The sequence below is a fragment of the Microcoleus sp. Pol7_A1 genome, from assembly GCF_036701085.1.
In the GTDB taxonomy this organism is placed as follows: domain Bacteria; phylum Cyanobacteriota; class Cyanobacteriia; order Cyanobacteriales; family Microcoleaceae; genus Microcoleus; species Microcoleus asticus.
On sequence record NZ_JAUBQD010000046.1, the window covers coordinates 1 to 13,696 of the forward strand.

The 13,696-nt window shown below is 44.6% G+C and carries 6 protein-coding genes and 1 pseudogene; 5 read left to right on the forward strand and 2 right to left on the reverse strand.

The window, feature by feature from the left end:
• The first annotated feature begins 1,387 nt into the window (after nt 1-1,387).
• The 4 genes and pseudogenes from QUA20_RS22530 (at nt 1,388) to QUA20_RS22545 (ending at nt 6,993) form a co-directional block, all read left to right on the forward strand.
• Nucleotides 1,388-1,867 (forward strand): DUF4383 domain-containing protein, encoded by a 480-nt coding sequence (locus QUA20_RS22530; RefSeq protein WP_333191278.1) that lies wholly within the window; start codon nt 1,388-1,390, stop codon nt 1,865-1,867.
• Between the two features lie 332 nt (nt 1,868-2,199).
• Nucleotides 2,200-2,409: a manganese catalase family protein gene (locus QUA20_RS22535; protein ID WP_333191341.1), complete on the forward strand. Its 210-nt coding sequence runs from the start codon at nt 2,200-2,202 to the stop codon at nt 2,407-2,409.
• A gap of 364 nt (nt 2,410-2,773) precedes the next feature.
• Nucleotides 2,774-4,492 carry a GTPase HflX gene (gene hflX, locus QUA20_RS22540; RefSeq protein WP_333191280.1) on the forward strand — a complete coding sequence of 573 codons (1,719 nt, stop codon included), beginning with the start codon at nt 2,774-2,776 and terminating at the stop codon, nt 4,490-4,492.
• Between the two features lie 1,428 nt (nt 4,493-5,920).
• Nucleotides 5,921-6,993, forward strand: a pseudogene (locus QUA20_RS22545) (IS630 family transposase).
• Between the two features lie 795 nt (nt 6,994-7,788).
• Here QUA20_RS22545 and QUA20_RS22550 read toward each other — a convergent pair.
• Together QUA20_RS22550 and QUA20_RS22555 are read right to left on the reverse strand one after the other, a co-directional pair.
• Nucleotides 7,789-8,412 (reverse strand): GNAT family N-acetyltransferase, encoded by a 624-nt coding sequence (locus tag QUA20_RS22550; RefSeq protein ID WP_333191282.1) that lies wholly within the window; start codon nt 8,410-8,412, stop codon nt 7,789-7,791.
• Between the two features lie 437 nt (nt 8,413-8,849).
• Entirely contained in the window at nt 8,850-9,185 is a 336-nt protein-coding gene (locus QUA20_RS22555; protein WP_333191283.1) for a hypothetical protein, read from the reverse strand.
• A gap of 946 nt (nt 9,186-10,131) precedes the next feature.
• Between QUA20_RS22555 and QUA20_RS22560 the strand changes: the two genes are divergently transcribed.
• Nucleotides 10,132-13,653 (forward strand): response regulator, encoded by a 3,522-nt coding sequence (locus tag QUA20_RS22560; protein ID WP_333191285.1) that lies wholly within the window; start codon nt 10,132-10,134, stop codon nt 13,651-13,653.
• Nucleotides 13,654-13,696: the final 43 nt, after the last annotated feature.

Sequence of the window (13,696 nt, forward strand, 5' to 3'; positions counted from 1 at the left end):
CCGTTAATTCTTCTAACATAGATAAATTATGTAGTGATTTTGGCTATTATCTCATAAATCATTTAGGATTGCTATAGATGGTTTGGTCAACAGCAAACAGATCTCTTTCGCCCAAGTGCTTATGGATAGCTGGTATGCGTCCCAAAAACTGATAGCAAAATTGACAGTTTGGGAAAGATTTACTATTGCCGACAGAAAAAAAATCGTTTAGTACATGACACCGGAGGAGTATCCAAGTATAAATAAATAACTAAAAAAAATCGAGAGGACATCACAAAAAATTCAGTCAGAAAAACTCATAAAAGTTCGCAACTTTTCGACAAACAATTTTTTTTGTGTTACTGTTTATACCAACAGCACGGAATCTATAGCAAGCAATGACTTAAACCAATGTGACACAACCGATATCAAAAAAGTTGACAAAATGCGTTAAAAAATTCAATAATTTCATCCGAAGTAAAACCCTTAATCGGCATAGAAGCTGCTAATTCTCCCCAAGTTGTGTTCGCATTAATCATATTATTTATTGTACAGTCTTACTGTGGAATTGCCTCTAAAAAGCAGCACATTAAATTGAAAAACTAAGAAAAATTTTAATAAAAATATATTGCTATATTTACTCTATAAATGAATTAAAATTTCACTATATATTGTCAGATAGCTTAACAGAAAAGTTGGGAACTTCTTGAAAATTTAACTTTTTAAATTCATGACAACGGCTCACCTATTTTTCCGAGGCTTCGGGATTTTTAGAACCCTATATTATATAGCGTCTATGCGTAATTCCTGAGGGCCTCACGATCGCGGAGCGCGACAGTTGATGCAGCAACAAAGCCCGTCTGCGATAATTGTCTAGCCCGTGAGTGACCGCGCTCGCGAGCAAGAGTTCGTTTATGTTTCCAGTCGCTCACGCTCGCGTCGAACTCACGTTAATCAAGTTAGTTGTTGATAGCCGATCTGATCCAGTGCTGCTCACATGGTGGGTGAAGCGGCTGTAGAGATTATTAAATGTCTGGCTTTATCCCCCCACTTAAGGGCAACTAAGAAACATTTTGATGAAGCAATCGGCTTCATCCTTTAGTTATCGAAGAGTTTGTCACTCTGCATTAATCCTACCGCTTTAATTCTTCCTTTTGATAGAGTAAACGGGCTAAAATATGGCTTTAATAGAAAGTATTATTGCACTGCTTCTAGGAGATTCTCAAATGAAGAGTGGGGAGTAGGTGAAGAATAGGAATAGATAATCTGACGGTACTTGCGGGGTATATCTCGCCTCAGCTTACCCAATAGTATTTCTTTCTATTCTTTAGGGAACTCCATTGAAGTGAAAATAAAAGCGATAAGAACACCATTCAAGAAGATTTGAAAAAATGAGGGAATAAAAAAGATGGACAAAATGAACAGCGAAAATATGGGACAGCGTTACTGTGCCCTGATTATCGGAATCCTCTTCGCGGTTATAGGTGTGGCTGGATTTGTACCAGGTTTTGTTTCACTGCCACCTACAGGTGCTGCTATCCCGGTTGATACATCTCCTAACATCTATTCGGCGGGATTTGGCTATCTATTCGGGCTATTTCCAACCAATCTCTTGCATAACATCGTACACATAATAGTTGGGATCGTGGGGATTGTTGCCTATACCAGTTCGGGTGGTGCACGTCTCTACAATCGGGGTTTTGCGATCGCCTATGCCTTAATCGCAATCATGGGATTGCTACCAGTCGCTCAGACAACGTTCGGCTTAATGCCGATTTTTGGGAATAATGTTTGGTTCAACGCCTTAACAGCTATCGTCGCTGCCTACTTGGGGTTTTTCCAACCAACACAAACAATGCCACAGATGAACACGTCGCCCAGATCTTAAGAGAGGACTGATACCGTCCTACTGCGGGATGAGTGTATGCTCATTCCCGTAGCTGGATGGTTTTTGGATTGAAAAAATGCGCTACAGTTTCCTGAATTTATTCGTTGAGTTCTTTTAAGAAGAGCTTAGAAAAAATCCTTTTCCAATCTATATGTTTAGGTATAAAGCCAGGGCAACTGTAGCCGTTACTTTGTTTAATTAGAGGCAGCAAATAAACCTACAATACTTGGCTCTCTAAACGTCTATTTTTTTGACATTTTTTTGAATTGATTCAAGCTTTGCTCCCGATAGCTAGCACATCAAAGCACAGCAAGATTAGGTAAGAAATTCAAATATTTGATCACGTCAAAGAGCTGGAATTCAATTCGCGGTTGTCCGATCCAGAGCCACACCTTGCTAGGTTGCTCCTAGAACAGTTCGGTGGATATAATAGCGAACTAAAAGTGGCAATGCACTATTTCACTGAGGGATTAGTCGCCCGCAAGTCGTACCGCGACAAATACGACATGGTGATGGATATTGCGACTGTTGTTTACCATTAGTCCAGTCCTTTAGGTAGAAGGATAGGTTAATAAATAGGGAATGGGTTGGAAAAAAATCGGGAAATTATAGTAATGAAAGACTTTCTAGCAAAATGCTTAAAATGACTGTGCTTCTATCCAGAGATGGGGCTGATTGAGCCGGAAAATCTCTAAGTGGAAGGCGAGGGTTTTTTTTATTGACGATTAAGATTTGGGAGGCTTCTATTTGAACCTTCAAATGATTCTCACGGTCTGTTATCATAAACAGCAACTTGTCGCTTCATACCCTAGTTACTCTCCAGGAAAGATAGGATATAAAGGTAAGATAAATAACAGATAGAAACATATAGAGTCAACGGATTCAGACGCAAGTTTTTTGAGGAACATGAGCGATAATATTTACGGCAATCTTAAAGGATTACAACCGAGTCACATTAAACAATTACAGCAGCTTTCCGAGCAGCGGCAGCCAAGCGATCGCCCGATCGCCCCCGAATTTGCTCAGAAGCTAGCAGCCATTAGTACAGAAATTCATCAGCCAGTAAGCAGCTACATCAATCGACGCGGGCAGGTAGTCCGAGTCGGGGTAGGTACGCCGCAACAGACTCAAATTCCGCCGCAAGAGCTGCCTCAACAGGGCGCTGGGCACTTGAGTGGAATTCGTTGCGTTGCCACTCAACTCAAAGGAGAGGCACCTGATGCTGCGGCACTGATGGCAATGGCACGGCAACGCTTAGATGCTTTGGTGGTGTTAATCCCCAACAGCAATGGAACCCAAAGACGAGATGACAGCGCTACTGGCTATGTCAAAGAAGCTTATCTAGCTCACCTCGTACCCGATTTAGACACGCCTTGCCTCGTTTCTCCTCCCCTCAGTCTGCATGACCTGACTGAGCAAGACTTCGACGACTTAGTTGATGGATGGGAAAGGGAGTTTGAAGAAGCAGGCTTTGAAACATCTCAATTCCCAGCAATTGAGACTGAGGGCGATCGCGTTCTGCTGGTTGGGTTAATGACCGAGGATCTTACTGCCCAAAGGTTTCAAGATGGACTAGACGAACTCGTCCGGTTAGTTGAGAGTGCGGGAGGAGAGGTAGTGGAGACGGTGCAGCAAAAGCGATCGCATCCCCATCCTCAAACTGTCGTCGGTCAAGGAAAAGTAGAAGAAATTACGCTGTTGGCTCATCAGCTTGGAGCCAATCTCATTGTCTTTGACCGAGATATCTCTCCCTCTCAAGCGCGAAACTTGGAAAGCCTGATTGGGATCGAAGTAGCAGACCGGACTCAAGTCATTCTCGATATCTTCGCTCAACGTGCTCAATCCCAGGCAGGTAAATTGCAAGTGGAACTGGCGCAATTGGAGTATATGCTACCTCGGCTTCGGGGTCGAGGTCAGGCGATGTCAAGATTAGGGGCTGGAATTGGGACGCGAGGCCCTGGTGAAACCAAACTAGAGACTGAGCGACGAGTCATTCAGCGACGAATCGCGCAACTCCAGCAATCCGTAAACCAATTACAGGCACATCGCGCCCGCTTACGGCAACAACGACAGCAGCAAGAAATCCCCTCTATTGCATTGGTAGGTTATACCAATGCGGGTAAATCCACCCTGTTAAATGTGTTGACTCATGCCGAAGTTTACACAGCCGATCGCCTGTTTGCCACCCTCGACCCGACGACGCGAAAGATTGTCATTACAGATCCGCAAACCCAGGAACGGCGATCGGTTCTTCTGACAGACACGGTTGGATTTATTCACGAACTCCCGCCACCGCTAATGGATGCGTTCCGAGCCACACTAGAGGAAGTTACTGAGGCAGATGCCCTGCTTCATGTCGTCGATCTTTCCCATCCAGCTTGGCAAAGCCATATCCGTTCAGTGATGGACGTGTTAGAAGAAATGCCTGCCGTTCCAGCGAAAGCTTTGATTGCCTTTAATAAGGTGGATCGGGTCGATAGCGAAACTCTAGCTTTAGCCCAGCAAGAATATCCCGAAGCTGTATTTATTTCGGCCACTCAAAGCTTTGGTTTAGATACTTTAAGGCAGCGATTGCTGCAATTTATGGACGACGGCGTTTTATCTCCAGCACTTGTAGAACAGTAGAAGGGAGCGATCGTGTTGACTATAAATTTGAATTTCGTAATGCGACTATTAAGCTGTTGTGCATCTAAATCGCATATTTAATCCCTCTTTTGTCACTTGGGGGAGAATATAAGACCCTCGCAGCAAGCAAATCCATAACTACTGGTTCATTAAGAAGAGTCCGAAACTAATTCAAATAATGGATTAATTGGCACAATTTTAGTCCCAGACTTGTCAGCTTAAATCCTTCTAAGCAGGGACAAATTAAATAACAAAAATGTACGGTTGAATGATTTATTTTAAATTATTCATCGTACATTTATATGTGTTAGCATTCTACCACCAAAAACTATCTTGCTGAAATTGGAGAATAAACTGAGATGAAAGAGTCAATTTATTGGTTGAATCCCGAGCTAACTCATCATCATTATCGAAATAGTTGGCGTGAATTCTTACTATACTAATAAGTAAACACTCAAAATGATTTTCCACCACCGTTCTCTGCTCGGATAATGCCTGCCACGATTATCGACCCATCCCCTAACTCGTTATTGGCTTGCTTAAAGCCATACTCAATCCGATCTCTCACACTATAAAATCGAGCAACTTTGAGGTAAATCTTCCCTCAAGATTAGTCATAATATACCAACAGTTTTCACCAGTTCGATCGGTAGTATGGCATGAAGGGAATTGGGTAGTATCTCAGCCGATAGCGTTTCCCAAAAATAATTTTTCTCAGAAATCGGAGATCGGCTTGACGATGTGATAGCTGTTGTTGGTAAGGTTTCCAGCTATTATAACGTACTCGTTCTCCAGGCGCGATCTCTCCTCTGGCACCATGATTGCTGCCAATGGCAACGATAAAATGCAACCCTAAGCGATATAATGTACCAATGACCTCTCCACTTTTCCCAGATAAACTGCCTGCTAAAACCCAGGAGATATAAAATCCAATTTCTGTGAGTGAGTTATTGCAGAATCTCTACGCTAGCTGAGGTTTGGCTTTATAGGTGTCTCCGGGTAGGAGACAGCCTCTGGGCTTAAAGATTTTAAACAGCAATAGATAAGTAATTCCTCCTACAACTGCATAGGCATTGACGATACAATTCCCAGGGCGGTTTTACCTAAGTTTCCAATGTACTGTTTGGATAGATAATCAGTGGCTTTACCTTTTTTGACATATCACTTTTTATCAATACACCGGATAATTTGTTGCTCTCCAATTAACTGAAAAACCAATTTTTATCGAGTCTCTCTTAAAGCTGAATGTTCGCCGATAGAATTCTGTCAAAAGTCATGTAAAGATTGGCTATTGGATAACCCAACCCTTCTGGCTATTTTTGCCAATGATTTACGGGGGACTTTGGATAACAGTTCGAGATTTAGGATTTTATACCATTTTTTTAAAGATGTGATAGACTTGTGTAAAAATCAAAGGAGAGTATTACAATGTCTGGTCGTCCTCATATAAAGATTACCGAATCTGGAGAAAATTTGCGAGAAATCCTCAAGCAACAAAGAAGAATCCTAGCTTATAATAAAGTCCAAATGCTTTATTTATTTCAGTCAAAACAAGTAGAAACTGTGCGGGAAGTATCCGCTGTTTTAGGTAAAAGTGAGGCAACGATTCATCGCTGGCTCGGACAATATAGAAGGGGCGGTCTGGAAAATTTGTTAAAAAATAGGCAGGTTTTCGGTCGCCCAAAAAAGTTCTCAGTTGAAATAGCAGCGATTTTGCAACAAGAGTTGAGAGATCCCGAAGGATTTAAGAGTTATAAAGAAGTTCATCTTTGGCTATGGTTGATTAAAGGAATAGCCAGTAGTTACCAGGCTGTATATTCTTTAGTAAGAGGGGAATTAAAAAGTAAATTAAAAATTCCCAGACCTCGCAGTATTTCTCAAAAATCTACGGCAATTAATGAATTTAAAAATAACTTACATCAACAGATAAAAGCTTTACTAGACAAAGCTTTACCTCAAGTAAACAAATATAAAAAAGTTACTTACTGGTGTAGCGATGAAACTCGCCTAGGACTACATACAATAAAGTCGGCGCAAGCTGACGCTTTCAGGCGTAAAGCCCATGGGGAAGCATCAATGGAAATTTGAGTGTTTTTGGCTGTATGGGGCAGTATCAATCCCTACTGGAAAGAGTTTTTTTTGGGAGTTTTCGCATTTAGACAAAGTTTGTTTTGAAGCATATTTACAACTTTTGTCAATACAATATCCTCATGAATTACACATCATTCAAGTAGATAACGCACCCGCTCATAAGTTGGACTCATCTGAATTACCCGACAATGTTATTTTACTATTTCAGCCTCCGGCTTGTCCCGAAGTAAATCCGACAGAAAGAGTGTGGGAATATCTGAAAGATTTTTTAGCGAAAGTCGGTGTTTAGTAATCTTGACGAACTCCGCACAAAAGTCAAGGAAATTTTGGCATCTTTCACCGCTCGCGTCATTGGTTTTCTCACCGGATGGTCTTGGATTTTACATTCTTTATCTCTATCACATCTTTAAAAAAATGGTATTAAATGCTTCATAATTTCTGACTTCATCAAACAGGTGTCAATAGTTTTGGCAATACTCATCGATGAATTTGAATGAGGGTGAGGCTAAACGTGGTAGTGGAAGCTGAGATTTATCTTCAAAAAGATGAAGAGAACTATCGCTATTTTACAACGCAAGAATTTGGAGAACCATTAACAGCCACTCGTCAGGCCAGAAGTGATCTACGAGCGGGATAACTACCTATCGACCCCGGGAGGATTGGGGATAGAACCAGGAATAACTGGCGATGGTTGGTCAAAGCTCGCTCGGCATCGTAAAAAATGTTGAACACACCCAAAAATAATTAGAGACAATACAAAAGTTATCCCTAGTTGCCCGCCGAATTTATATTTATGAAAAAAAGCTATCAAACAACCGTCACGTCTGAGATGTTCAAATGAGTATTCTAATATTTGAAAAATGGTTGATAAACTATTATATAAATTATTATTGTACTTTTTTTAAGGAGCGAGCAGTTACATATTTGGTTGCTGTCGGCGTCTTATACCCTCCCCGAAGTGACACAATAAGATCGTGAGAGCAAACGCAAGATCCTTTTTTCGGCACGCTATATGTAGGATGCCTGCGTAAGTCCTGAACTAAATAATTTTCTCGTATATAAGTCAATACTTCTTCCTTTTACGTCGCAATTCCCTATTACCAATTCCCTTAATTCACGATGCGGAAGTCACAGATGCACGGATAGCTGTTTTTTCCTTTTTCCTGGTTCGTCCCAATTCCCTACGATCAATTCTAATACTTAGCTTATGAGAGCAAAATCTGCTTGCGTAAAAACAGCCGGCGCGGCTGGCCGAACAGCCAACAAGTCCAATTCCAATCCACCTGTTGCAACCGATAGCCGGCTTGATAGTACAACTGTCGCGCCGCGTGATTATTTTCCAGAACGTGGAGGTAAATCTCAGAAAATCCCCATTCTCTGGCTGTCTCCTCGCAGTTGCTGAGTAATTGTTGAGCAACTCCCTGCCGCCGGTACTCTGGGTGAACGGCTAAATTGGACAAATAAGGATACTCAGAACTCGGGATTTGCCAAGGAAAGCGAGAACGCAGAGCCATTTCTACTGTTCCTGCCATGCGCTGATCTCGGTGCGATCTATAATTCTGGGTTCCCTCCTCGCGCGAGACTAGCTCAGCAACCAGACAAATGTAATGTTCTGCCTTAGAACGCAGTCGATTTTTTAAATCTTCATAAATGCCCAAACGCAACACCGGATACACCCATTCTACAAACCCCTGGCGGGAGTGAAAGCTCATGGCCAAAATATCAGCTAGCTGCGTCAAGTCGTTCGGTGCAGCCACCCGGATCGAAAAACCAGAAAGTCCGGGAGTTTGTTGTTCGTGAGAGGGTGAGGAAAAAAAGGAAGGATTCACAATGCCAGGCCACTATATTAATTTTTCTACGCGGGTTTCTAAGCTGCCCTCTTAGAAAGTTCACTGATGTTATACTGATCTTATAACGTAACTTATAGGCATGGTTTATTAGCAAGATTAAATTACATTTTTTTTTGTTGACTTTAAGTAGTCTTATGATGTAAATTGGAATTTTTTAGGGTTTAAAACTCTAGCTATGACCAAATAAAAGCTATCCCCGAATACTAGATTTGTGGATCGGCTACTTGGCATTTAAATTGAAGCTCGATCGCTGGCAGGAGAGCCCAGGACACAAGAGTTTAAGTAAACACTAGCTTACCAATTAAATGCGCGACAGCTTAGCGGGAAAGGTATTAAAAACAATCAAAAAGGTTTTAAGGTCAGGTTCCCGGAATTCTACCCCTCTTTGCTTGCGGAAATACCCGATCGAATATAATTTATCCCTCAAGGGGTAATTGAAAAACTCCACGACTGGCTAGACTAAAACCGGGCGCGATCGCGCGTCGGATGTTCACCGCCGGCCCCCGGCCTGGCAACCCAGCTTTCAGCAGTTCTGGGCAATCGATCGCGCGTCCCCGATCGAACCGGCCGGCGCCTTTTGCGGCAGGGGCTAATCTCCCAACCGTCCAATTTAAATTTGGATGCCGGGAAACAGTCTGCGGGGGTTTATCCCCCGTCGGCTCGATACTGTGCTGCGATACTCTGCGCTGCGCGCGATCGAGACATTCAAAACCTCGATCGAGCTGATTGACCCCGCCCAAAAACCGATACAACCCCCCGACACTCGTCGTGGATAGATCAAAATTTTAGACCCTAGTTCAAGCTCCCCGATTCATCTGTGGAGTAAATCTAAAATCTAAATCGACTGACCGGTTTCCACAGAGTACATCCCTAGCTAAGATTAACAGATGGATGCTCTGGCTTGCGGTGTTTCGCCGCAGTAATTGGCTTGTCGAAGGTCTGCAGGAGGCACAAAAAATGCCGCGATCGGGAAAAAAAGTGCAAGTCTAACTAAAATGGTACAGCAATTGCGTCACTCCCACAGACGGCTCTGTTGTCTGTGGGCCACCCCCGAATATCAGTCAGGGGCTTGGCGCCGGATTGCGACCTGTATCCTTGGCTGAGTGTTAAAGTTGCTGTTACCTGTGCGGAAAAACACAGGCGAAGATGTTGGTTGTCTATTGTATCGTGCTGCGGGCAGCTTTCACATACCAAATAAAACAGGCCCAGGAGCCAGAATAAAACATCAATTTGGCAAATCAACTCACAATCAGGACGGTTATTCCTATGTATTCTAAGAGATCCAGACGGCAGTTAAAAGTGCCCGATTCGTGTTGGCTCTCGTGCTGCATAGATTTAAGGGGTTCAGAAAACTTTTTGGGAGAGGAGTTTATGTGAATATCATTAAATAATAAAATTGGGGTGCACGATAGATAACTGTGGCTCAGAAGAATTCCGAATTAAAAACCCAGACATCAAAAATCAAGGTTGATGCTTGCCTCGGCACACTCACAAAAACTTCAGGTCCACGAATTATTGTGATACCATTTTCCCAAAATAATGGCACTGTCGGCAAACTCCCAACTCTTATTTCATCAGTCATTACCAATCGAAAATCGAAAATCGAAAATGGTATGACTTGAGCAATTGAAATCGGTGAATTCTTCCTTTCATCAGACTTATTAAATCGAACTGCCCCGGGGCACAGGAGAACGGTGCATGAATTCCCAAGAAAATCCTAAGCTAAAAATTCTGATCGTCGATGACGAACCGGATAACCTCGACTTGCTTTACCGCACCTTCCATCGAGACTACAAAGTGCTCAGAGCCGAATCTGGCCCCGCTGCCCTCGAAATTTTGGCAAAACAGGGAGAAGTTGCGGTGATTATCTCCGACCAGCGAATGCCAAAAATGAGCGGTACGGAGTTTCTCAGCCTGACGGCGGCTCAATACCCCGACGTGATCCGAATTATTTTAACTGGCTATACGGATGTTGAAGATTTAGTTGAAGCTATTAACGCTGGCAAAGTATTCAAATACGTTACCAAGCCTTGGGATGCTCAAGAACTCATAACTCTTGTCAGTCAAGCTGTTGAGACTCACAATCTTCTGAAAACGCGCACCAATGAACTGCGCAGGGCTTTGAGCCAAGAATCGCTGCTGTATGCGGTTACCAATACTATCCGCTCGGCTCCCAATTACCAGCAAATGCTGCAAAGAATTGTGGAAAGCGTCGGGCAGATGTTTGAGGTGAGTTGCTGTCTGCTGCGGCCGTTCCAAGACGGCCGGGTGGCGGATGAGTGGTTCGTTTACCAGAAGGCCGAAACTCAAGGGTTGGGCGGCGATGAGGAAGTCACGCCCGCAGAGGCTTCTGCCGCCGAACTATCCCCGGATTTGCTGCCGAATTTGGTTTGGGAAACTCGGGATGTAGAGGTGATTCAAGATGCCCAAACTGACGATCGAGTTTTAAACTGGGATAATCAACAGCGAAAGCAGGCTTACCAAGCTGCGAATATTCGATCGAGCTTGATCGTACCGCTGTTTTACAAAGTCGAACTGATGGCAGTCTTGGCGCTGCACAAGTTCGATCGACCGCGCCAGTGGCAAGACCACGAGGTACAGTTGGTAATTACGGTGGCCGACCAAGCGGCTTTGGCGCTTTCTCAAGCCCGGGCTTACGAACAGGTGCGGGCGCTGGCTAAGCGCGAAGCCTTAGTCAATACTATTACTACGGCAATTCGATCGAGTCTCGATCCCCAAAATATTTTTGCAGCCATTACTCAACAGCTTGGCCAAGCTTTGCAAGTTGACGGCTGCGCCCTATCTCTGTGGACAGAAGATGATGAATACGTCCAATGCGTGGGGCTATACGACGCAAAGAGAGATACCGTGACTGTAGAACAGGGTTTTAACGATCCAGATGTAGTTGCGAACCCTCTTGGCCATGAGACGAGTTCTGCGGATGCTGCTAATAAAGCTCGCGGCTGGGTTTTTGCCCATCCTTCCCTACCCCAGTCTTTGGTGCCGATTCGGGGGAATCCGGTGTTGCTGGAAGTTATGGTATCAAAAGAGCCGGTGGCGATCGAAGACCTCCACGAACACCCCGAGTTAAATGTTACAGAACTGCAAGTTCGATCGCCAGCCCGCGCCCTGTTAGTCGTTCCCTTGCTCTCAGAAGGCAACATCATCGGCAGCATTTCCCTGCGCCAAAATCGAAGCATCCGCCGCTGGAACAACTCAGACATTGACCTGGCTCAAATAGTGGCAACTCAAGCTGCTCTGGCCGTGCAGCAATCGCGCCTCTACCAGACTACCAGACAGCAGGCAGAAAGGCTTCTGGAAGCCGATCGGCTCAAAACCGAGTTTTTCCAAAATATTTCCCACGAGTTCCGCACACCTCTAACTCTAACTATCGGCCCTCTGGAATCAGCTTGCAGGCGCCAAGAAGACTTGCCCTACGAACAAGCAGTAATCGCTTTGCGCAATTCCCGCCGCCTCCTGCGCTTGGTAAATCAACTGCTGGACTTGCAGCGGCTCGATGCCGGACGGATGCAGCCGAGTTTTCGCCCCTGCGATTTGGTCGGTTTCTGTTACTCTACCGCAGAGTCGTTTCGCGCTTACTGCGAGAAAAAAGGACTGCACTTAATTACCCAACTGCAAGAATGTCCTTTACTTTATTTGGACCTTGAAAGATTTGACAAAGTTATTTACAACCTGCTATCTAATGCTGTCAAATTCACCCCAGAAGGCGGAAATATCACCCTGAAAGTTGAATCAGCCGGCGCTCACTGCTTGTTGCAAGTAAAAGACACCGGTATCGGCATTCGCACCGAACAAATTCCCTATTTATTCGAGCGCTTTCACCAAGCCGAAGGTTCTGCCAGCCGTTCCTACGAAGGCAGCGGTTTAGGTTTGGCACTTGTCAAAGAATTAGTCGAACTCCACGGCGGTCAAGTTTCCGTTGAGTCAGTTTACGGCGAAGGTACTACTTTTACCGTTTGGCTGCACTTCGGTTCGACTCACTTGCCCCCGGAACAGGTACTAGAAATACCTGCGGAGTTTCACTCATCCAAAGCTGCGGTGGAACTTGCAGATGTGGAGGCGGATTTGTCGGAAAGTGAGGCAGAAAATTATAACTTTGAGGCGCTCGAACCGGTTAGATCGGAAACAGCAGTGGGAACGGTTTTGGTGGTTGACGACAATCCCGATTTGCGCTTTTATGTGTCGGCAATTTTGCGAGATTCCGGCTTTGCAGTTTTGCTCGCCCGCAACGGAGAAGAAGGATTTGCCGTGGCAAAAAAACGCCACCCTAATTTAATTATAACGGATTTGATGATGCCTTTGATCTCGGGCTTGGATTTGATTCGGATGATTCGAGAGGATGAGGAATTGCAGGGAACTCCGGCAATTTTGCTGACTGCTAAAGCCGACGAGGATACTCGAATTGAAGGAGTAGAACGGGGTGCTGATGCTTATTTGTCCAAGCCTTTTAACGATCGCGAATTGTTGGCGGAAGTGCGGAATTTGCTCGCCCTCAAACAAAACGAGCGCCGAGTGCAGCAGTTGAACAGTTATTTAACTGAGTCGGTGCTGCGCCGATTTTTGCCGCCGTCGATGGTGAAGGCCGCAGCGGCTGGAGATTTGGCTTTGGATTTGCGCCCGGAACCGCGATTGATTACTATTCTGTTTAGCGATATTGTCGGTTTTACGGAAATGTCAAATACGCTGCGCTCGCGCCGGGTAGCTGAGCTTTTGAATGAATATTTGGCGGCAATGACTAAGGCTATTTTTGACAGCGGCGGTACGGTGGACAAGTTTGTCGGAGATGCGGTAATGGCTTTCTTTGGCGCGCCCGAGGAACTAACGCCTAACGAGCAAGTACGCCGCGCTGTAGCTGCTGCTAGCCAAATGCTGCAAGCTCTGAAGGAGCTTAACAAGGGCTGGTTGGAGCAGGGAATTGTTGGGGAAAATGGGGTGCTTCCGGTGCGGTTTCGCTGCGGAATTCACCAGGGTACTGCGGTGGTAGGGATGTTTGGCGGCCCCGACCGATCGGATTATACTGCGATCGGGCCGAGCGTGAATATTGCCGCCCGCCTGCAAGAGGTGGCGCAACCAAACACTGTGCTAATTTCGGCTGCGGTTGCAGATTATGTTGAGGAAAATCGAATTGTTAAATATAAGCCATTGAAACTAAAGGGAATCGATGAAACAGTATTGACTTTTATCCTGAATTGCGATTAGTCATTAGTTGTTGGTTAAGTATTATATATTGACATCCCACACA

Coding starts and splice junctions, on each gene's coding strand:
- QUA20_RS22530 (WP_333191278.1), top strand. CDS start 1,388: ATGGACAAAATGAACAGCGAAAATATGGGACAGCGTTACTGTGCCCTG.
- hflX (WP_333191280.1), top strand. CDS start 2,774: ATGAGCGATAATATTTACGGCAATCTTAAAGGATTACAACCGAGTCAC.
- QUA20_RS22560 (WP_333191285.1), top strand. CDS start 10,132: ATGAATTCCCAAGAAAATCCTAAGCTAAAAATTCTGATCGTCGATGAC.